Below are 19,552 nucleotides of genomic sequence, written 5' to 3'. Positions count from 1 at the left end.
ATTCCTACTATAAAATAGATTCAAGAGATTCTTTTAAAAACTCAAAGTAAGGAGTTCTATACTTCTCTATTTCGTTATGAGTTTCATGATAGGCACCATTTATTGGATGAACCTTAAAACTCTTATCAACCATAGCAAGATAGTGTTTCAATTGACTAATACTTACAACCTTATCTTCAGTTCCATATGAAACAAATGCTGGACAAGTAATCCTAAGAGGTCTGGAAAATATCTCTTTAGATGCTTTCACCATTTCAAATAATAACTTAGAGTGAGGTTTCAAAATATTATACTCATCTTCTACGTACTTTTCTTTTATCCTAGAGTCATGAGAAAGATAATCTAGATCAACTAAGCCACCAAGCTTTAATGACACTGGCATAGAGGCTAATTTTTGAACAAAGCTTACAGGAGAGATATTCATTAACTCTCCTAACACTCCCGGAAAACCAACAGGAGGAGCATTCAAGAAAACAGCTTCAGGATAGTTTTCCTCATCTGCTAACGTTTGCATATAGCCAGCAGTAATTAAAGCTCCCATAGAGTGTCCAAATAAACAAAACTCTTCCATTTTATAAGATTTTTTTAAGAATTGAATCACTTCATTCAAGTCATCAAAGAATTGAGAGAAGTTATCAACATAGCCTCTCTTACATCCCTGACTTCTGCCATGTCCTCTTAAATCATATTTTAATATATTAAAACTATTTCCAAATATTTCGTCGATATAGCTATGTCTGTTTAAATGCTCTCCAATTCCATGGGTAACAATTAACCATTTCTTTTTTCCACTTTCTGAAATTTCAAGATGTAACTCTTTATCATCAATAGTTTTTAAAAACTTATAATCACGTATCACGTAAACTCCTTTTATTTTTAATATAATAGCCTACTTTTACTATATTTTCACTTTGAGAAATATTAACTATGCTCTAGAATAGACCTATGTACTGTCCAAAATGTTTTAATAATACTTTAGCAATTAACTCTCGTGGTGTAGTTCACCTAATGATAAATGGTAAGAAAATGGACTCAGGAAGATTTCTCTTTAACTTTGGAGAGATATCAAATGAAGAATTCTTAGAATCGTTTACAGAAAAGATAGAGAGCTTTTTCAAATGGTATTCTAATTTTCAAAATCAAGAACCTATCGCTGTAATAGAACTCTTTACTAGCGACTTTAGCTGTGAGGACGGATGCCCAATACCTATTGAGCACAACCTCTCTGTTATAGACCTATTAATAAAAAGGTCTACACTTCTTAAGATTTTAAATACTACAGCAGAAAAATATAATATGACGATTGAATTGGGCCAAGACTTAATGTGAAAATTTTTATATTCGGCTCACTGTTAAGCCAAGAAGTTTTGAATACAGTGATCGGAGAAAAGTATAGAGACTTAAACAAAATCCCCCTATTTACAATTTCAAACTATCAAGCAATGTACGTCCAAGATGAAGACTACCCAATGTTAATTAAACAAACAGGTAGCACTACTCAAGGTAAAATTATATCTATTGAATCTAACAAACATCTAGAAAGACTTGCCTACTATGAAGGAAACGAGAACCCACTCACTTTGATAACAGGCCAAGAAGACTCTCTCTATGCTTTTATAGCTGATTCAAGTTTACCTGCTAGTACTACTCATTGGTCTTATGAAGACTGGTATAAATCTACAATTCACACGGCCTTTATCTCTAGGGTGAAAAGTTTTATGTCATACTTTGATAAGGGTATTGAAGCGCCCTGGTAACTACTCTCCTGAGACTTCTATCTGAATAGTATCGATACTCTCTGTATACTTTTTGAGTTTTCTTTCTGCCATTTTCTCAAACTCGTTTTCCATTTCTTCCGAAAGCTCAATCTCTATTTCTTTATCAGACATTGTCCCCCCCTCGAGGCAATTGATACTTTTAAAACTATAGCTATGCTAGCATGTCTTTATTTATGAACACATATTCAAAGCTTTAGAGGTCCTAGAGATTAGAAAATACAATCTATTGAAAAGTGTGAAGATATATACATAATCTATCGTTTTCATAGGAAAACACAGGCACTAAGTCCTTTTTAATTGGCATATAAAGTGGTCAATTCTCCAATCTTAAGAGAAATTGCGGGAGTCTTTAGAGAATATTAATTTTACTAAATTCTAAATATATATAAAATTATATCTACTAATTTCACTATGGGGAAGAAATGCTAGAGCTCATTAAGAAGCAGCCGTTGACTATAAAGATAACTCAAGAGTACATCAACGAATTATCACGTCCTCACAAGAGCGATTATGTATTCAAGTATAATGTTACTATCTCTAATAGTGAAGAGAGTGATGTTCAAATCCTTGGTAAGACCTTGTATTTTAGAGATGGTCGAAAAGTTCAAACATGTGTTGAGTATGAAGATGTAAATGAAGAGCAGGCCTGGGTTGCAGCCGGAGATACATACGAGTATTCAGAATTTCATACAATGAGAACAACGACTGGAAACCTTAGAGGTACTCTTCTTGTGAGAGTTATTGAAACAGATGAAATTGTAGAAGTTGAAATCCCTCTAACTTTCTTTAGAATGTTTAAAGAGGAAGAGACAGTATTCCTACAAAAGCTAGCAGAGTAATACTAGCTTTCTATAGTAATAAAATAACCTTGATGTTTTCTCATATTTAGTACACCACAATCAAGAATTAAATATTGTCCTTTAATCCCATTTAACACACCTTCAATCACAGGCTTTTTATCAAATCCAAGAGATGTAATTTTTGTTGGATATTCATTTACTGGATAATCAATTTGTATAACTTCTTCATCTAAGTCCTCAGCATCAAAATCATCTAAAAGATCTGCAAAGTCTTCAAAGATTCTTTCTCGCGCGTCCTCTAGATCAATACTGTCCACATCATTTTGGAGCATCTTTCTCCAGTTAGTTTTATCTGAAAGTATTTTAGAGATTTCTTTCTCTATCAAACCAGATGTAAGCCTATCTTCGACTCTAAGAATAGGAAGTGCATAAGTTGCCCCCTGATCCATCCACCTAGTAGGAACTTGAGACTGTCTAGTTATACCTATTTTCAAATGACTTGAAACGGAAAGATATACAATATGAGGTTGAAAGCAGTTGGCCTTCCCCCACTCTGGCTCTCTACAAGTTCCGTCAGCAAAGTGACAAAGCTCAGGCTTAACAATACAGATGTCACAAGCAGCAAGCTTTTGAGATGCTCTATACGAATAGCCTTGATTATAACTTTTTGATATTTTTTCACCTGTAGAGATACAGTTAATTTGTCCATCAAAAGATAACTTAATCTTCTTCCCTATTAAGTCATTCATAAGAACAAGTTCATCTCCAATTGGAAGTTCATACTTAACAGGAGACTCGAGAGTCGTTCTCATTTTTAATATATTTCCACTAACTTTCATTTATGACTCTCTTAAAAATTGATCTAACTCATTTACCACAACTGGTGGAACTTCATGCGCACCAGAGAACTCTAAATACTTAGGTGTATTATCAGACCCTTCTAAAAAGCTCTTCAATTCTCTTGCACCTTGTATAGGTAGTACAGGATCAACAGTTCCATGACTTTGAAATATTTTAAATGGGAGCTTATTCTGGCAGACTTTACTCCAAACACTTTCTGCAACCATAGTCGAAGAAAGAAGAAATAATTTATCTACGAGTTCAGGATTATGAAAAGCAATATCGGCACTAACCATAGAACCCTGTGAAAACCCTCCAAGATATATTTGATCATACTCTGTTCGAAGATTTTGTAATACGTTTTTAACTTTTGTTCTAGCTTCCTCAATTCCTTCAGGAATATGTCCTTTAAAAAAATCTGAGAATGTTCCATTATTTAATGCGCGCTCTAACCCCATCATGTCGATTGGAAACCAGCAACGACCTGATTCATAAGGACCCATAACAACAGGAGTGATTCCATTTAGAAAGTACCATGATGGATTTTTATCTTTTATTACAATATCTGAAAATGGAACAAAGTCCTGGTAAGTTGCCCCGTAACCATGAAGGACTACTACTGCAATATTAGAGTCTTTCTTACTCACTATTGCATCGATATCTTGAATTCTTTCAACTTTCATATTTAGGCCTTTTGATATTTCTTTACTCTTTTTCTGTCAGGGTAACATGTTTGACAAAGCTCACACTGTAAACCATCACATTGTCTAGCTGCGCAGTACTTTCTTCCAAAGAATATAATCTGCAAATGAAGCTTATTCCATCTGTCCTCTGGAAAACAGCGCTTTAGATCCTTTTCTGTTTGAACAACATTTTTTCCACTAGTTAGTCCCCACTGTTGAGCAAGACGATGAATATGTGTATCAACAGGAAAAGCAGGAATACCAAAAGATTGAGCTAGTACCACCCCAGCTGTCTTATGACCTACTCCTGGGAGTTCTTCAAGGTCTTCAAAGTTAGCAGGGACAACTCCGCCATGCTTTTCAATAAGAATTTCACTCAACCTATGGATGGCCTTAGCTTTTCTAGGTGCAAGCCCACAAGGTCTTACAATCGCCTGAATCTCATCCACTGTTAGCTTAACCATATCTTCTGGACATGTAGCCTTTTCAAACAGTGCTGGAGTTACTTTATTAACTCTTTCATCTGTACACTGAGCAGATAATAGAACTGCAATCAATAGAGTAAAAGGATTTGAATGGTCAAGAGGAACAGGAGTCTCTGGAAAGAGTTCTTCTAGCCTGTTATCTATGTACGCTGCGCGTTCTTTTTTTGTTTTCATGGACACAAACTATCAAATAACCAACATATATTCTACATAATGAAGGGAATTATTCGCCAAAAAGAGAGCTAGATTGGATTATTTCACTAGATATTTCTTCAAAAAAGTTATCTTTATGCTTTGTAATTTGATCGAGAGAAATATAGCGATCTCCACTAATTCCACATGGGTAAATATTTGATAATACCTTCTGCATTTTTTCATCAAGGTAAAGATTTAGCGCCAAACCATGATAAGTAATAAACTTGTGGGAGCACAACCCGATTGAGGCCAATTTTTTATCATTGGTCCAAATCCCAATGAGGTCTTCTTCACATGAAAGATTTGTAAGATCATAAAGAGATTCTAAACTCCCCTTAACCTCATTTAAAATCTCTCTTAAAAAATCCATCACTTTCTTCTTACAATTCTCTAAACTAACAATTGGATATAAAACCAATTGACCGGGGTGATGAAAAGTTACACCTCCACCTCTCTTTATATCATGAATTGGAATACCTATGACTTCTCTCAATTCATTATCAAAATCAATTAGAAAAGTATCCGCTTTAGTTCTTCTTTGAAGTCCTCTTCCCAATGTTAAACAGTGGGGATGACTACAAAGAATAATAACCTTAACCTTCTTATCTAGATAGACTCTTTGGACAACTTCCTCTTGAAATAAAAGTGCGAGTTCATAACTCCAATTTTCTTTTATTACATAGAAGGTATTCTTGCCCTTTATATGAATATTCTCAAAAGTCAGATCAAACTCAGATAAAGTTAATCCATCAAAAAAATTCAAACGTCATGCCCCTGATTCTTTAGATGCTTTAAGTAATCTGCAGCTTTATAACTACTACGAACAAGTGGACCACTGGCTACAAACTTGAAGCCTTTTTCATAAGCAATTTTTTTAAGGTCTTCAAACTCTTCAGGTTTGTAGTACCTAGAAACTGGTAAGTGCTTCTGTGTAGGTCTTAGGTATTGTCCAAAAGTTACAATATCACAGTCTACTGCTCTCAGATCATCCATGCATTCAAGTATTTCATCTTTCTCTTCACCAAGACCTACCATAATCGATGTCTTAGTGGATATTTTAGGAAATTTTTCTTTATAAAATTTCAAACAGTTTAGAGTTTGCTGATATCCCGCCCTTCTGTCCCTAACGGTGTGAGTAAGCCTTTCTACTGTCTCTATATTTTGAGCAATAACAAAAGGCTTTGCGTTACCAAGAGTTACCATATGCTCTTCTACTCCATTAAAATCTGGAACTAAAACCTCCACTAGAGTAGATGGATGATTATCTCTTACAGATTCAATAACCTTAGCAAAGTGAGATGCCCCATAGTCGTGCAAGTCGTCTCTATCGACACTTGTTATAACGAGGTAATTCAAGGACATTACTTTTGCCATATTAGCAGCGTTAGCAATCTCTTCTTCATTTATGACCCCTTTAGGGTTTCCAGTATCAACATGACAAAACTTACATGCCCTAGTACACGTTCCACCTAGGATCATCATTGTTGCAGTCTTTGCATCCCAGCACTCAGTTAAATTTGGACAACTTGCCTCTTCGCACACTGTCCATATCTTGTTATCTCTAAGATTCTTTTTAAGCTCAGTATAATTATCTCCACCAGGTAGACGGATCTTAAACCAATCAGGCTTTTTCTCTAAGGATTGCTTATTTTTCTTCTTGAGCAGCTCTTGGGCCATTTCTCTTTTTTTCTTAATCTTTTCTCTTTGTTCATCGTAATCGTACATAATATGGACCTAGATTTATAAGTAGTACTTTTGAACTAATATGCTTCAGTCCTAAAAGTATGTCTATATAAGTGAATCTTTTGTCTACCAATAGCTAGACTCCGGACATTATAGCCCCAACTTTAGACAAGTTGATACTACTAGCTATGTATTTTCAATACGTTACTATTGGCATATCCCTTGCTTAGTTAATAGTGAGATCAAGAGGATCTTAGGCAATAATGAAAAGGAGTTCACATGAAAAACAAATTAACAACGCTACTTATAATTAAACCAATAATAATTCTAGCTCTAGTCATTACTTTTAAGCCTACAACAAAAATATCACACAATATTAATTTGAATGAAGAGACCCAGACTATGAGAGGTTACTTTCTAGAAGAACAAAGTATGAAGCTTATTGTCACACATAAAAGAGTACAGGCATTAAAAGAGAAAATATTAGAGTCCTCAAAAAGAGTCATGATGCAAAACAAGGGACAGTTTGTACAAATGGTAAAAGATTTTAATTTGGCCATTGAGGAATTTGAAAAACTAACTGAATATAAATCTAAGACATGGAATAATAGTCGAAAAAAATTCATATCTTTAATGAAGAATGTTGAGGTACAACAAATGGATCTTCACCAAAACTTAAGCCAGAGAAAGGTCGTTAGTATCTAGTCCTATATTGGCCAAGAGTAACTTCTTAATGCTATAAATTAGCATGCGGAAGTTACTTATTTCTTTAATTAATCTTTATCAGGTGGCGATTTCTCCTCTTTTTGGGAGTAAATGTAGATTCTACCCAACCTGTTCTCACTATACCAAAGAAGCCATTTCAAAACTTCCTCTATATAAGGCACTCTACTATAGCACCTTGCGTATTTTAAGATGTCATCCTTTCAATCGAGGCGGTTATGATCCAGTTCCTAAAAGCTAGTCTTATTTTTTTAATGGTCATGAGTAGCTATAGTTATGAATTGAATTTTAAAAAAAATAAATCTGAAAAGGTATCAATCAACTTTTCTGAAATAAACGGTAGTAAAGTTTACTCTCAAACAGACGAGGAGAAGATTGCTCCGGCCTCTGTCCTTAAAATATTCAGTATGACATATGCACTTAATGTCTTAGGTCCAAACTTTAAATTTAAAACAAAAATATTCCACACAGGAAAAATCGAAAATAATATTTTAAATGGAGACCTTTACTTTGTTGGAGATGGGGATCCATATTTCAATCATCCACAATTAGTAAACACAGCACTTTCAGTAGTCAGAAGAGAAATTAAAAAGGTCAACGGTAATCTATATTATGATAACACCCTCTTTCCTCAGATAGATGTGTTATCTAAGCTTGGCCTTGGAGATCAGACATATAATCCAAGTGTGGGAGCACTAAATGCAGAATTTAATAGACTGAGTCTGTGGACAAGCACTAGACCTCCAAAGTCAATTATTCCAGGAATGCCTCTAGAGATAAAGGAAGCTAAGAGTGGTTTTATGCCTACTCAAGACTTTAGATCAAACGATGACGCTAAGGAGTCCTGGTGGATGAGAAAAAATGCGAAGTTAACTTTAAGAACAGATTTACCTATAAGAGATGCTGGTCAGTGGTCAGCACAGTTACTAAAGTACCACTTAAATAATTTTGGGGTTGAAGTAACAAAAGTCGCAATGAAAAAATTACCTAAAGACTCAACTCTAATTTCTAGTGAAGCGAGTCTCCCTTTATGGAATTTAGTGACTTTAACTATGGAGTATTCTAATAATCTATTAGCTGAAGCCATTGCGCTTAGGGCCTGTGTAGAGAAAAGAATTAGTCCACTAACGTTAGAGAATTGTGCCAAAGTTATCTCTAAGTCAATAAATTCAAAGTCACCACCAAAAATATTCAATTCATCAGGTCTATCCGTAGATAATGAACTATCGGCCAAAGATATGACCAACTTTCTAAAGAGTAACTTTCAGAAGTCTTGGAAAAATCATACTTTTCTAAGCCTTTTATCGTACTCTGGACAATCAGGATGGCTAAGAAATAGACTTGCCTCTCCTGGCTATAATATGAGAGTTTTTGCAAAGACAGGATCTCTAGACTTTGTTAATAATATTGCTGGCTATATTAGAACGAGATCAGAAAAGTGGTATAGCTTTAGTCTCCTCCATACAGAAGATAAAAAAAGAGAAGCAATAAGTGAACTTGATTCAAAGAACTATAAAACTCTCAAGAATCAAGCCGAAACTTGGAGAAAAAAATCTCTTGATAGAACAGATAGTTTTTTAAAAGAATTTATAGATAATAACTAAGGACATATACATGACAGAATTTATTTCAACGAAGCACTTTATTGGATTCCCTTGTACTCATAGACAATGGAAAGCGGATTCACATTGTAAGTATGTACATGGATACTCAAGATCATTCTACTTTGAGTTTAAGTCAACAGAGCTCACAAAAGAAGGATGGGTTGTAGACTTTGGCGGACTAAAGGATATAAAGATCTGGCTAGATGATATGTTTGATCATACTTTTCTTGCATCTTCTGATGATCCATTCTTAGAAACATTTAAACAACTAGATAAAGATGGTGTTATCCAACTTAGAGTTTTACCAAATGCAGGAATGGAAGGAACTGCTCAATACGTATATGAACAGGTAAACCCTATGATAAAGAAATTAACAAATAACAGAGCATGGATATCTCGCTTAGAAGTAAGAGAGAATGAAAAGAACTCTGCAATACTAATTCCTAAAAATTAATAAGTAATTATAAGTAAGCATTTAAAAAGAAGTTAGGGTTGAGGATAAGTTTATCAAAGGTTTGAAAATCTTTAATCACTCTAACTTCTTTAATTTTTTTGAACCTTGGAAAGTCTAAGTCCCATCCTCCACCAAGTATAACAGTAGTCTCAATAGTTAAATGCTTATCCAACTCACTTAAATAATGAACCATATTCTTTTCATAATCCCACTTATCAGAAGAAACGACCCCCATTATAATAGTATTAATTTTAAGTGCATTTACTGCCTCACCTAAGCATACAGCTGGGTGTGAAGCTCCTAAATAGCTCGTTGATACTCTATTTGATCTACAAATAATATCAGCAATAAGAATTGATAACTCATGTAAGTTTCCATCAGGGGTGGCCAGAGCTACTCGATTATTTGAGTCTAGAAAGTTTGGAAGAGCTAATTGTGCAAGCTGGTCACGAATAATTGTTGAAACAATATGTTCTTGAGTGACTGAAAAATCCCCCTTACTGACTTTCATTCCAATCTCTTGCATCACAGGTAAAACGACTTTGAAAATGAATTCCTTTGCTCCACAATTCATTCTTAAGTGTTGAAGTTCTGATACAACTTCGTCTATTGCATACTTTGAAAGATGCTCAAACAGTTTGGAGATACTTACATCTGTCCAATAGGAGCTATCCTCTTTTACATCACCAGAGGCCTCTGAAAGTGTAGTCAATTCCTCCAGTGATAACATTCCAACCTTTGAAATAGCATGTCCCTGGTTCAACAAATCACCAATTAGTGTCGCCCTTTCTAGGTCTTCAAAAGAGTACAATCTTTGACCACCTTCAGTTCTTTCTGGTGTAAATGCCTGATATCTTTTTTCCCAAGTACGGATTGAGTGTGGCAAAACACCACAAGCCTTTGATAATACTTTAATTCCGACACTATTTTTCATAAAGACCTCAATAAATATAGAATATTTGACTAACTAATGTATACTATAATACATAATCATTAATTAATCAACGATCGAGGAAAGTTATGAAAATTCTAATTACAGGTGCTACAGGCCTAGTCGGAACGAGACTAATGGAAGAGCTTATTCTCAGTGGTAGAGAGGACATCAGAATCCTTACGACAAGCAAGAGCCGAGCTAAGAAAAGTATCGACTTCCCCGTTGAAATATTTGAATGGAACCCATTAAAAGATCAAATAGAATCAGGTGCACTTGAGGGTGTAGATATTATTTTTCACTTGGCCGGAGAGAGTGTTGCTGACGGCAGATGGAGTGAGGAAAGAAAAAAGAGAATACTTAACTCAAGAGTAAAAGGTACTCAAATAATCTTAGATGAGATCGCTAGAAGTACTACTAAACCAAAGAAATTTATCTCCTCTTCAGCTGTTGGTATTTATGGAAGTGACTTAAGTGATAAGGTTATAACAAGTCAATCTGAACATGGTAATGACTTTCTGGCAGATGTTTGTAAAGCTTGGGAGTCAACACTATTGAACCATCAAATAGAGGGAATGAAGGCCCATACTCTTAGAACTGGAATTGTCTTAAGTAGCGAAGGTGGCGCCTTAACAAAAATGCTTACCCCATTTAAGATGGGAGTAGGAGGAATCCTAGGTTCTGGTAAGCAATATATGAGCTGGATTCACAGAGATGATTTAGTAAGTGCTTTTATTTTTATTATGGATCACGACTGTAAGCAGAAGGCCTATAATGGAGTTTCTCCTAACCCACTTACAAATAAAGAGTTCACTAAAGTATTAGGAAAAGTATTGAGCCGACCAACTTTCTCTCCTGCACCAGGCTTCATGCTTAAGCTAATATTTGGAGAGATGTCTGATATTCTATTAAAAGGTCAGAGAGTTATGCCAACAGAGCTAACGGCTGAAGGATTTAATTTTCAATATAAAGAACTTAGCGCTGCCCTAAAAGAAATTCTAATGTACGACCTTAACGGAGAAGTTCTTTTTAAAAGGTACCAGTGGGTTAATTCTCCAATAAATAATGTATTCTCATACTTTTCAGAGGCAAAAAACTTAGAGAAGATTACTCCAGCGTATCTCAACTTCAAAATCTTAGGGATGAATACAGAAAAAATTGAATCAGGTTCGTTAATTGATTATAAGTTACAAATCCATGGTGTACCTTTTAAGTGGAAAACAAGAATAAATGACTTTAATGAAGGTCACTCCTTTATAGATGAGCAGCTGAAAGGACCTTATTCAAAATGGATTCATAAGCACGATTTTATTCCTGTAAAAAAAGGAACCCTAATTTCAGATAAAGTTGTCTATAAAATCCCTCTCGGGTTCTTAGGAAAACTTGTTGCTGGTTGGTACATCAAGCGTGATGTATCGAATATTTTTAACTTTAGAAACTCTGTAATAAACAAGACTTTTGTTTAAAGGTAGAATTGATGAAACAGCTATTTTTAATGTTGTTATTTGCTTCTTGCACCACTCTAAGTGCAAATGACCTTCCTCTAGACACTGTTAATAGTGTGGATCTAGAGCGTTATTCAGGTAAGTGGTATGAAATTGCTCGCTTTGAACAAAAGTTTCAAAAAAACTGCACGGCCGTCACGGCAACATATCGTGTAAGAAAAGATGGCGATGTCGATGTGACAAATACTTGTAGAAAACACACACCAGATGGAGAGCTTAAGATTGCTAAAGCAAAAGCTTGGGTTATCGATAAAGATACAAATGCAAAACTCAAAGTTCAATTTTTTCTTAGAGCAATAAAACTACCATTCTTTGCAGGTAACTATTGGATTCTAGATCTAGGACCTGACTATGAATATGCAATAATAGGAGACCCTTCAAGGAAGTACCTTTGGTTCCTAAGCAGAACAAGTTCTATCAGTGAAGAACTCTATCAAGAATTAATTGATAAAGCAGAAGACATGAGTTTTGACACTAGCAAGTTACTAAAAACTATTCATTAACCAAAGGTATAAAATGCAAGAAGAATCAAAGCCAATAATTGCAATAAGCTCATGCCTACTTGGTAAACTAGTTAGATATGATAAGAATCACTGTCAAGATAAATGGATCTTACAAGAACTATCAAAATATGTGGAGATTGTACCTATTTGTCCCGAGATGGAGATGGGACTTGGAGTTCCAAGAGAAGAGATTCACCTCTATTTTAATAAGGAAGATAAGACCGATATAAGACTAAAAAATAAATATGAAGGAAGTGATCTTACAGAACTAGCTGAAGAGACATATAAAAGAATGAATACCGATCTATTTACTAAGAATATCGATGGTTTTATTCTGACTAAAAAATCACCTTCTTGTGGCCTAGACAATGTTAAAACAATTCAAAAAGATGATCCCTCTGTAGTAACAAGGTCAGTTGGTCTATTTGCAAAAAATATACTTGAAAACTTCCCAAGTACTCCAACTATAGATAGTGGAAGACTTTTAAATAAATCATTGAGAGAAAACTTTCTAAAAGGGGTTTATGCTCACTACCGTTTTCAAACAATGGAAAAAACTCCTGGAAAATTTCAAGAATTTCATAAGAAGTATAAGTATATACTGATGGACCATTCAACTATTAACTTGAAGAAGCTTGGAAAAATTGTAGCTGATGCAAAGAAAGAAACTATAAATGATTCACTTAATGATTACTACACTCTCTTTTTTGAAACACTTTCAATTGAAGCAACTCCTAAGACAAGATGTAATACTCTCCAACACCTAATGGGTTACTTTAAAAAAAATCTTGAGTCTCATGAAAAAAGCGAAGTCTTAACTCTACTTGATGACTATCGAGACGATATTGTGAATTATGATGTGCTTTTGAAGTACTTTGATTTACTTACAAAGAAATATGATGTTCCTTACTTATTAACACAATACTACTTCGCTCCTTGTCCAAAAGGATTAAAGTTATTAAAAGAGATATGAAAAAAAACAAAGTAAATATTTTTTGGTTCAGAAGAGATCTAAGATTAGAAGATAACACCGCCCTATACCATGCCTTAAATGCAGAGTATCCAGTTATACCAGTCTTCATATTTGATAAAAATATTTTAAAAGGGCTTGATGATGAGGATGCAAGAGTTACATTTATACATGACTCACTTTCTAAGATAAGAGAAAAGCTTAAAACTCACCAAAAAGATATTCATACATATTTTGATACTCCTCTAGATGCTTGGAAGGAAATACTTAAAAGCTACGATATTGACTGTGTTTACTCAAATGAAGATTATGAACCATATGGGATATCTAGAGATGAAAAAGTTTCCAAACTATTAAATAAGAATAACGTAGAATTTATTCAGCACAAAGATCATTGTATATTTTCTAAAAATGATGTTTTAAAAAAGGATGGAAAGCCTTATACCGTCTATACGCCTTACAAGAACAAGTGGCTAGAAACTCTAACTCCCGAGGACTTCAAAAGTTTCAGTTCAGAGAAAATGATCCAACATTTCTTAACGACAACACAAAAAAAAATTCACAGCTTAGAAGATATTGGTTTCACTCCTTCGAAGATAAAAATACCTAAAAGAGTCATTAGAAAAAAAATATTAAATGATTACCATAACACCCGAGATATTCCCTCAGTAGATGGAACTTCTCTACTTGGAATCCACTTAAGGTTTGGAACAGTTAGTGTTAGAAAATTAGCATCTATTGCTTTTCATACTAATAAAGTGTGGCTTAGTGAACTTATTTGGAGAGAGTTCTTCTCACAAATTCTCTATCACTTTCCTCACGTTCAAAACGCTCCCTTTAGAGAAAAATATGAGGGGATTGAATGGAGAAATAACAAGAAAGAATTTAAACTATGGTGCGAAGGAAGAACTGGTTTTCCACTTGTAGATGCAGGAATGAGAGAGCTCAATGCTACCGGACATATGCACAATAGAGTAAGAATGGTTGTTGCAAGTTTTTTAATTAAAGATCTACTCATTGATTGGAGATGGGGAGAGAAATACTTTGCGAGTAAACTTCTAGATTTCGAACTTGCTTCTAACAATGGAAATTGGCAATGGGCAGCTGGCACAGGTTGTGATGCAGCTCCCTACTTTAGAATTTTTAATCCAGAGACTCAACTTAAGAAGTTTGACTCTGATTTTAAATATGTAAAAAAATGGGTCCCAGAGTATGGAACACAAGAATATTGTTCAGAAATCGTAGACCACAAAGAGGCCTATCACAGAGCAATCTTTACTTATAACCGGGCGGTTAAATAATGGAAAAGAATCTTATATATGTACCAAATGAAACATTTGCTAACTTTGAAAGTAGAAAAAGGGCACACTTCGTAAACTCACTAAGTGGAGTAAAGTCCGCGAACCTTATTGGAACAATATCTGGTGACTCTCAAACGAATCTAAGTATTGTTAGTTCTGCCTTTCACTTAGGAGCCTCACCTGCACTTATGGGAATAATTATTAGGCCAGATGTTTCTCCAAGACATACACTTGATAATATAAGAGAGGAAAAATTCTTCACTCTAAATCATGTAAATGAAGATATTTACCAAAAAGCACATCAGACAAGTGCTCGCTACCCTAGAGAAGTATCGGAGTTCGATGCTTGTGGGCTAACTGAAGAATATTTAGAAGAATTTAAAGCTCCCTTTGTTAAAGAGTCAAATATAAAGCTTTCAATGGAACTCGTAAGAGAAGTACCTATTATTGAAAATGGTACCCATATGTTAATTTCTAAAATTCTTGGGGCCTGGATTCCAGATTCAGCACTTGAAAGTGATGGTCATATCAGTATCTTAGATGCGGGATCGGTATGCGTAACGGGGCTCGATAGCTACCACTCTATCTCTAAACTCGAGAGACTCCCCTACGCAAAACCTTAGCTGATCACAATTTTGACAGAGGTTGGAAATATTTCAATATACAATAGAAGAATCTCAAATCATGTTAAATTTTAAGGACTTACCAATAACTGGAGTCCTTACTTGTTCAAAACTGCCCTTGTCTCAATTCTCACCTTAAGCTCTGTACACGCTATAGAATGCAGACTAGTAAACAACCAAGGACACCAACCAATTTCTCTATCAGGTAAGAAGCTATCTGTATTCTGGAGCCAGGAGTACGCAGGAACAGACTTAGTAAAGGAAGAGCTTGATAATATTCCTTGGGCCAAGAGAGTTAACGTTTCAGTATTTGATAGTGGTTTTGAAAAAGAGTTTATTAATATCTCTCAAACAACAAAAGTAGACTCGTCATTTATTATAAGAAATAGAAAGATGACGGCCCACCACGGAACAAGTGTTGCAAATATTATTAATGGAAATAACAGCTATGGAGTGAGTAACAAAGTAGATTATCTTGGACTTCGAAATGTTAAATATTCCGCAATGTATGGATCTGAATTTAATAGATACGAGAAAATAAAAAAATATCCCAAAATAATTTCTAATTCATATGGATGGCAAAATACAGAGAGAACTAGAGAGTTATCTCTTATGGCAAAAGAGAGAGGCATACTTTGGTTTCTCGCTTCAGGAAATGATTACCCTTTAGAGATTTCAGAAGTTGAAAATAACTCTGGAGCACTTCTAGTAGGATCTCATGCTCCTAGTGGACTTCAGTCTTCTTTTTCTCAGGTTTCTGAGAATGTTATCACCCTTGCCGGTGGAGATGACTACCAAGCAAGTATAGATGGAAAAGGAGAACATACTAATTTTGGTGGAACTAGTGGGGCCACACCTCTTGTAGCAGGAAGTATTGTAAATATTGCTTCTTTAATTCCAAATATCACTTACGAACAAACAAAGAAGCTGATAAAGAAAACCAATCTACCTAGCTTTGAAACAAATAAAAACTATACATATTCTCCAGGAATCTTTAATGCCTACAAAGCGTATAGGGTCGCTAAAAGAATTGCTCTAGCGTGCCTCTATAATATTGATTCAAAGGATAGTGACTGCGTTTCGAAGCAACTAGATAATGATGAAAACTTTGATTTCAGAGATCAAGTACAGATACTCCCTAGTAAAGACGATATTTTAAATAGTGAGTTGAGCTGTGAACAGAGACAGAAAGAATTCAAAAGACTTAGAAAAATATCTCTTCTTTTAGACTCCCCACAGATCTGGGGTGAGCTTGATTCAATCTACACTAAAATTGGATACACAAAGAACTCAGAGTATTACAGTAATTTGAAAAATAGATTTAGACTGTCACATACAGTCATTTCACAGATGGAAAGAGGAGCGCTTAGTGCAATCAATGATGAGCGATACTTTGAAGCCTACTTTAGATATCAAGATTACTTTTCTGATGATTATCAAGTTCAGTTATCTAAGGCCCTAGTGCTAGATAAGAAAATAAGTAAATATTGGATTGTTCATTTCTTAACCGAACTGAAGTCTCCACTTCTTCCCTCTGTTAGAAGTTACCTAGAAAGATCCCTAATTGGGGCGAACCTAGAGCTAACAGACTACATCAACCAAGTGCTTAGTAGATACTAAGCTGCCACTGTCTTAGTGTCTTGATAGACACCGGCATACTTAGTATCAACACCCATAATATGACTTACTAGCCAATTCTTTAAAAATGCAACAAGCTTTTGCTTATTAACAGTTCCATTTTTGATATCGGCCTCATGACTTCTTAATAGTGATAAGAGATTATCGTGAATTTTCTTATGAGCATCATACTCCTCATATTCAAAACTTCTCATAAACTCTTCTTCATGAGTAAAGTGCTCAACAGTGTAATCACACATATCATTAAATTTAGGTAACATCTCTGCAGATGTTTCATTGTTGAGGCTATCAACGAGGATATTAATTTTATTAACAAGAATCTGGTGCTCATCATCCATATCATCAACATGAATCAAATAATCATCCTTCCATTCAAAGAGTTCTGCATCATTAGAAGTAACCCTTTTCTTACCAGTTGTAGATAAAACTATATTATCTACAATTTCATCTAAACTTTGAGATTCTTGAGAGACACTGTATGCTACTTGCTTAGACTGACCTACCACTAAATTAATTTTTTGATTTACTTGATTAAGAAGATTTACTGCCTGGGTAATCTCTTCTACACCTTGCCTTTGTTCAACTGATGCAGAGGATATTTCATTTACAGATCTATTAACTTCATCAATTCTTAAAGAGATATCTTCAAGAGACTTTCCACAGAGAAGAACTGCTTCTTCACCCATAGAGATACTCTTCTCACTGTCTTCAGATATTCTTTTAACTGCCAACTCACTTTCTTCAACGATACCATCAACTCGGGCAGTACTCTCCTCAAGCATTGTTGATATTTCGTCTGCAGCTGTTCCACTTAGATTAGCAAGGTTACCAATCTCTTCTGCAACAACAGCGAATCCTTTTCCATGTTCTCCCGCTCTAGCCGCTTCAACAGAAGCATTGAACGAAAGTAATTTCGTCTGAAAAACAATATCATTTATAACTTTTGTTTTCGTATTAATATCTTTGATTACATTACTAATTTCTAAAATCTTATTATTAGATTCTAATATATAATTTGAAAATGTAATATTTCCCTCTTTAATCTTGTTAAAACTATCTTGTAAATTAACTACGGCATCGGCCCCTTTTTTGGATGCACTAACACATTCATTAGATAGAGTCGTTGCATTTTCACAATTTGAAGAGCTTCGACTAGACATTGCATTAATCTCATCTAATGCAGTTGCCGTTTCATGAAGAGACTCTGACTGTTCCAAAGATCCCTCTTCTAGCTCTCTATTTGTATTTAATATTTGATCTGAGGTCCCAAGAATAACTCTATTAGATTTTTCTAAGCTTTTTAAAACGTCTTGCACTTTGAAGATAGTTTTTTGCTTTTTAAGAAGTAATGTAAATAGAAATAAATTTGTTATTAGAAGTGTCCCCCCCCAAATATATTGATTAACATCAAAGAAGTAATTTACTCCAGTGATAGACACAATAAATAATGGTAAACCGACATAACTAACATACTTCATAAAAAAGCTCCTCATGCTAACAATAACGGTAAGTCACTTTATGGTGTGAGTTAATTTATGGTTAAGAAAAAATCTAGAAAATTTGATAAGGATCGACGTCAATCTTGTAACTTATTGAATTTGAACGATTATATGACCTTTCAAAGTAGGTTAAGAGTTTATGAAGATGATTTATATCATGTGATTTCAGAGCTATATACCAAGTAAATTGATTTAATCTTTTCTCAATCATGGCAGGACTTGGCCCTAAAATATCGACATTTAAATTATTCTTCGAGCAAACATCCTTCAAAGTTTGTGCCACAGAGATCACATTATCAGTCAACTTCTCTCTGAAGCGAGAGTGGAAGTATATTGCGGCCATCTTAGAGAATGGAGGAAAATTGGAAATATCTCTAATAATTAATTCATCTTCATAGAACTCTTTAAATGAGTGATCTTTAATATATTCAAAAACTTTATTAGATGGACTTAGAGTTTGGATTAAAACTTTTGCATCTGGTGAATACCTACCAGCTCGGCCATTGATCTGCGTGATCAATTGATATGCCTTTTCAATCGCCCTAAAATCAGGAAAGTTCATTATAGAGTCTACACCAAGAACAAGGACTAAATTTACCTTTTCAAAATTGTGACCTTTTGAAAGCATCTGTGTTCCAACAAATACATCAATCTCTTTATTGTGAAAACGATTCAGTTTATCCTCAAGCTGAGTTACATTTTTGATTTCATCTCTATCAAAACGTTCAATATTATATTTAGGTAAATGGGCCTCAAGAACTTCTTGAATCTTCTCCGTTCCAAATCCTTTTTGAAGTAGACTCATATTTCCACATTCCGGACATATCTCTGGCATGGGAATTTCATAATCACTGTGAGCACTTCTTAAAACATTCTTTCTTTTGAAATATCTTAACGGAGTATTTGTATTTGGATCTTCAAACTTCTTTCCACAGCCTCTGCATTGAATGTAGTTAGCAAACCCTAGTCTATTAACAAAGACTAGTACTTGCTCACCTTTTTCTAGTTTTTCTTTAATCGCCTCAAGAGATTTTGAATGAATTGGCCATAGGTTATTAATTTCAAACTTTGGGCCACTAGATCTCTTTTCTTCTCTACAATCAATCAGTTCTATATCAGGAAATCCACCTGAAGCTCTTTTTTCTAAAGGATAGTAATTATCTGACTTCTCAGAAAAAGAGTGAAAATTTTCAACTGTGGGAGTCGCTGAACCAAGGACTATTGGACAATTGGACAGTTGAGCTTTTTTTATTGCTACATCTCTTCCATTGTATGGACATCTATCACTTTGCTTAAATGATTGATCGTGTTCCTCATCAACTATGACAAGACCTAGG

The 19,552-nt window shown here is 34.6% G+C and carries 23 protein-coding genes; 13 read left to right on the top strand and 10 right to left on the bottom strand.

Annotation, left to right across the window (positions count from 1 at the left end; translation table 11 throughout):
• Positions 1-7: 7 nt before the first annotated feature.
• The gene (locus tag ABX784_RS02720) at positions 8-859 is read right to left on the bottom strand and encodes an alpha/beta fold hydrolase (RefSeq protein WP_372652263.1); all 852 of its coding nucleotides are present in this window, start codon (positions 857-859) and stop codon (positions 8-10) included.
• 86 nt (positions 860-945) lie between these two features.
• Here ABX784_RS02720 and ABX784_RS02715 point away from each other — a divergent pair, with 86 nt between their 5' ends.
• Positions 946-1,329, top strand: a complete 384-nt coding sequence (locus tag ABX784_RS02715; protein WP_372652261.1) for a hypothetical protein — start codon at positions 946-948, stop codon at positions 1,327-1,329.
• Entirely contained in the window at positions 1,326-1,757 is a 432-nt protein-coding gene (locus ABX784_RS02710; RefSeq protein ID WP_372652259.1) for a gamma-glutamylcyclotransferase, read from the top strand. Before ABX784_RS02715 ends, ABX784_RS02710 begins: the two co-directional genes overlap by 4 nt.
• Here ABX784_RS02710 and ABX784_RS02705 read toward each other — a convergent pair whose 3' ends face one another.
• Positions 1,758-1,889, bottom strand: a complete 132-nt coding sequence (locus ABX784_RS02705) for a hypothetical protein (RefSeq protein WP_372652257.1) — start codon at positions 1,887-1,889, stop codon at positions 1,758-1,760. It lies immediately after the preceding gene.
• 311 nt (positions 1,890-2,200) lie between these two features.
• Here ABX784_RS02705 and ABX784_RS02700 point away from each other — a divergent pair, with 311 nt between their 5' ends.
• Positions 2,201-2,617 (top strand): ApaG domain-containing protein, encoded by a 417-nt coding sequence (locus ABX784_RS02700; protein WP_372652254.1) that lies wholly within the window; start codon positions 2,201-2,203, stop codon positions 2,615-2,617.
• A gap of 2 nt (positions 2,618-2,619) precedes the next feature.
• On the opposite strand, the gene ABX784_RS02695 is transcribed toward ABX784_RS02700, so the two are convergent.
• From ABX784_RS02695 to lipA, 5 genes are read right to left on the bottom strand one after another with little or no spacing between them, the layout of a single operon-like run.
• On the bottom strand, positions 2,620-3,417 hold the full coding sequence (locus tag ABX784_RS02695) for a DUF2797 domain-containing protein (RefSeq protein ID WP_372652252.1): 798 nt from the start codon (positions 3,415-3,417) through the stop codon (positions 2,620-2,622).
• Positions 3,418-4,101 (bottom strand): alpha/beta hydrolase, encoded by a 684-nt coding sequence (locus ABX784_RS02690; protein WP_372652250.1) that lies wholly within the window; start codon positions 4,099-4,101, stop codon positions 3,418-3,420.
• A 2-nt stretch (positions 4,102-4,103) separates the two neighbouring features.
• Entirely contained in the window at positions 4,104-4,760 is a 657-nt protein-coding gene (gene nth / locus ABX784_RS02685; protein ID WP_372652248.1) for an endonuclease III, read from the bottom strand.
• A 49-nt stretch (positions 4,761-4,809) separates the two neighbouring features.
• Complete coding sequence (gene lipB / locus ABX784_RS02680; protein ID WP_372652246.1) at positions 4,810-5,544, bottom strand: lipoyl(octanoyl) transferase LipB; 735 nt, start codon at positions 5,542-5,544, stop codon at positions 4,810-4,812.
• The gene (gene lipA, locus ABX784_RS02675; protein ID WP_372652244.1) at positions 5,541-6,506 is read right to left on the bottom strand and encodes a lipoyl synthase; all 966 of its coding nucleotides are present in this window, start codon (positions 6,504-6,506) and stop codon (positions 5,541-5,543) included. The genes lipB and lipA overlap by 4 nt, the downstream gene beginning before the upstream one ends.
• A gap of 237 nt (positions 6,507-6,743) precedes the next feature.
• On the opposite strand from lipA, the gene ABX784_RS02670 reads away from it, so the two are divergent.
• From ABX784_RS02670 to ABX784_RS02655, 4 genes are read left to right on the top strand one after another with little or no spacing between them, the layout of a single operon-like run.
• Positions 6,744-7,169 carry a hypothetical protein gene (locus ABX784_RS02670; RefSeq protein ID WP_372652240.1) on the top strand — a complete coding sequence of 142 codons (426 nt, stop codon included), beginning with the start codon at positions 6,744-6,746 and terminating at the stop codon, positions 7,167-7,169.
• A gap of 43 nt (positions 7,170-7,212) precedes the next feature.
• On the top strand, positions 7,213-7,428 hold the full coding sequence (gene yidD / locus ABX784_RS02665) for a membrane protein insertion efficiency factor YidD (RefSeq protein WP_372652238.1): 216 nt from the start codon (positions 7,213-7,215) through the stop codon (positions 7,426-7,428).
• Between the two features lie 40 nt (positions 7,429-7,468).
• Positions 7,469-8,791 (top strand): D-alanyl-D-alanine carboxypeptidase/D-alanyl-D-alanine-endopeptidase, encoded by a 1,323-nt coding sequence (locus ABX784_RS02660; protein WP_372652236.1) that lies wholly within the window; start codon positions 7,469-7,471, stop codon positions 8,789-8,791.
• 10 nt (positions 8,792-8,801) lie between these two features.
• Positions 8,802-9,245, top strand: a complete 444-nt coding sequence (locus ABX784_RS02655; protein ID WP_372652234.1) for a 6-pyruvoyl tetrahydropterin synthase family protein — start codon at positions 8,802-8,804, stop codon at positions 9,243-9,245.
• 7 nt (positions 9,246-9,252) lie between these two features.
• On the opposite strand, the gene ABX784_RS02650 is transcribed toward ABX784_RS02655, so the two are convergent.
• Entirely contained in the window at positions 9,253-10,179 is a 927-nt protein-coding gene (locus ABX784_RS02650; RefSeq protein WP_372652232.1) for a MerR family transcriptional regulator, read from the bottom strand.
• Positions 10,180-10,265: 86 nt separating this feature from the next.
• Here ABX784_RS02650 and ABX784_RS02645 point away from each other — a divergent pair, with 86 nt between their 5' ends.
• The 6 genes from ABX784_RS02645 to ABX784_RS02620 all read left to right on the top strand — a co-directional run bounded on the left by ABX784_RS02645 (position 10,266) and on the right by ABX784_RS02620 (position 16,698).
• The gene (locus ABX784_RS02645) at positions 10,266-11,642 is read left to right on the top strand and encodes a TIGR01777 family oxidoreductase (RefSeq protein ID WP_372652230.1); all 1,377 of its coding nucleotides are present in this window, start codon (positions 10,266-10,268) and stop codon (positions 11,640-11,642) included.
• Positions 11,643-11,653: 11 nt separating this feature from the next.
• Positions 11,654-12,184, top strand: a complete 531-nt coding sequence (locus tag ABX784_RS02640) for a lipocalin family protein (protein WP_372652228.1) — start codon at positions 11,654-11,656, stop codon at positions 12,182-12,184.
• 13 nt (positions 12,185-12,197) lie between these two features.
• On the top strand, positions 12,198-13,157 hold the full coding sequence (locus tag ABX784_RS02635) for a YbgA family protein (protein ID WP_372652226.1): 960 nt from the start codon (positions 12,198-12,200) through the stop codon (positions 13,155-13,157).
• Positions 13,154-14,455: a deoxyribodipyrimidine photo-lyase gene (locus ABX784_RS02630; RefSeq protein ID WP_372652223.1), complete on the top strand. Its 1,302-nt coding sequence runs from the start codon at positions 13,154-13,156 to the stop codon at positions 14,453-14,455. The genes ABX784_RS02635 and ABX784_RS02630 overlap by 4 nt, the downstream gene beginning before the upstream one ends.
• Positions 14,455-15,078, top strand: a complete 624-nt coding sequence (locus tag ABX784_RS02625) for a flavin reductase family protein (RefSeq protein ID WP_372652221.1) — start codon at positions 14,455-14,457, stop codon at positions 15,076-15,078. The genes ABX784_RS02630 and ABX784_RS02625 overlap by 1 nt, the downstream gene beginning before the upstream one ends.
• Before the next feature lie 102 nt (positions 15,079-15,180).
• On the top strand, positions 15,181-16,698 hold the full coding sequence (locus ABX784_RS02620; protein WP_372652219.1) for a S8/S53 family peptidase: 1,518 nt from the start codon (positions 15,181-15,183) through the stop codon (positions 16,696-16,698).
• Here ABX784_RS02620 and ABX784_RS02615 read toward each other — a convergent pair.
• Positions 16,695-18,194, bottom strand: coding sequence for a bacteriohemerythrin (locus ABX784_RS02615; protein ID WP_372652217.1), 1,500 nt, complete (start codon positions 18,192-18,194; stop codon positions 16,695-16,697). The genes ABX784_RS02620 and ABX784_RS02615 overlap by 4 nt on opposite strands.
• A 73-nt stretch (positions 18,195-18,267) precedes the next feature.
• A partial coding sequence (gene priA, locus ABX784_RS02610) for a primosomal protein N' (RefSeq protein WP_372652214.1) occupies positions 18,268-19,552 on the bottom strand: 1,285 nt, incomplete at its 5' end.

Source organism: Halobacteriovorax sp., assembly GCF_041587335.1.
Lineage (GTDB): Bacteria > Bdellovibrionota > Bacteriovoracia > Bacteriovoracales > Bacteriovoracaceae > Halobacteriovorax.
Note: the sequence above shows the minus strand (reverse complement) of the source record. Positions and strands in the feature narration are given on the sequence as shown.

What these genes read in the sequence shown, in the direction of transcription:
- ABX784_RS02695 (WP_372652252.1), bottom strand. Translation starts at nt 3,417, where the DNA reads ATGAAAGTTAGTGGAAATATATTAAAAATGAGAACGACTCTCGAGTCT.
- ABX784_RS02640 (WP_372652228.1), top strand. Translation starts at nt 11,654, where the DNA reads ATGAAACAGCTATTTTTAATGTTGTTATTTGCTTCTTGCACCACTCTA.
- ABX784_RS02645 (WP_372652230.1), top strand. Translation starts at nt 10,266, where the DNA reads ATGAAAATTCTAATTACAGGTGCTACAGGCCTAGTCGGAACGAGACTA.
- ABX784_RS02635 (WP_372652226.1), top strand. Translation starts at nt 12,198, where the DNA reads ATGCAAGAAGAATCAAAGCCAATAATTGCAATAAGCTCATGCCTACTT.
- lipA (WP_372652244.1), bottom strand. Translation starts at nt 6,506, where the DNA reads ATGTACGATTACGATGAACAAAGAGAAAAGATTAAGAAAAAAAGAGAA.
- ABX784_RS02625 (WP_372652221.1), top strand. Translation starts at nt 14,455, where the DNA reads ATGGAAAAGAATCTTATATATGTACCAAATGAAACATTTGCTAACTTT.
- ABX784_RS02630 (WP_372652223.1), top strand. Translation starts at nt 13,154, where the DNA reads ATGAAAAAAAACAAAGTAAATATTTTTTGGTTCAGAAGAGATCTAAGA.
- ABX784_RS02690 (WP_372652250.1), bottom strand. Translation starts at nt 4,101, where the DNA reads ATGAAAGTTGAAAGAATTCAAGATATCGATGCAATAGTGAGTAAGAAA.
- yidD (WP_372652238.1), top strand. Translation starts at nt 7,213, where the DNA reads ATGCGGAAGTTACTTATTTCTTTAATTAATCTTTATCAGGTGGCGATT.
- ABX784_RS02700 (WP_372652254.1), top strand. Translation starts at nt 2,201, where the DNA reads ATGCTAGAGCTCATTAAGAAGCAGCCGTTGACTATAAAGATAACTCAA.
- ABX784_RS02670 (WP_372652240.1), top strand. Translation starts at nt 6,744, where the DNA reads ATGAAAAACAAATTAACAACGCTACTTATAATTAAACCAATAATAATT.
- nth (WP_372652248.1), bottom strand. Translation starts at nt 4,760, where the DNA reads ATGAAAACAAAAAAAGAACGCGCAGCGTACATAGATAACAGGCTAGAA.
- ABX784_RS02655 (WP_372652234.1), top strand. Translation starts at nt 8,802, where the DNA reads ATGACAGAATTTATTTCAACGAAGCACTTTATTGGATTCCCTTGTACT.
- ABX784_RS02650 (WP_372652232.1), bottom strand. Translation starts at nt 10,179, where the DNA reads ATGAAAAATAGTGTCGGAATTAAAGTATTATCAAAGGCTTGTGGTGTT.
- ABX784_RS02715 (WP_372652261.1), top strand. Translation starts at nt 946, where the DNA reads ATGTACTGTCCAAAATGTTTTAATAATACTTTAGCAATTAACTCTCGT.
- ABX784_RS02705 (WP_372652257.1), bottom strand. Translation starts at nt 1,889, where the DNA reads ATGTCTGATAAAGAAATAGAGATTGAGCTTTCGGAAGAAATGGAAAAC.
- ABX784_RS02615 (WP_372652217.1), bottom strand. Translation starts at nt 18,194, where the DNA reads ATGAAGTATGTTAGTTATGTCGGTTTACCATTATTTATTGTGTCTATC.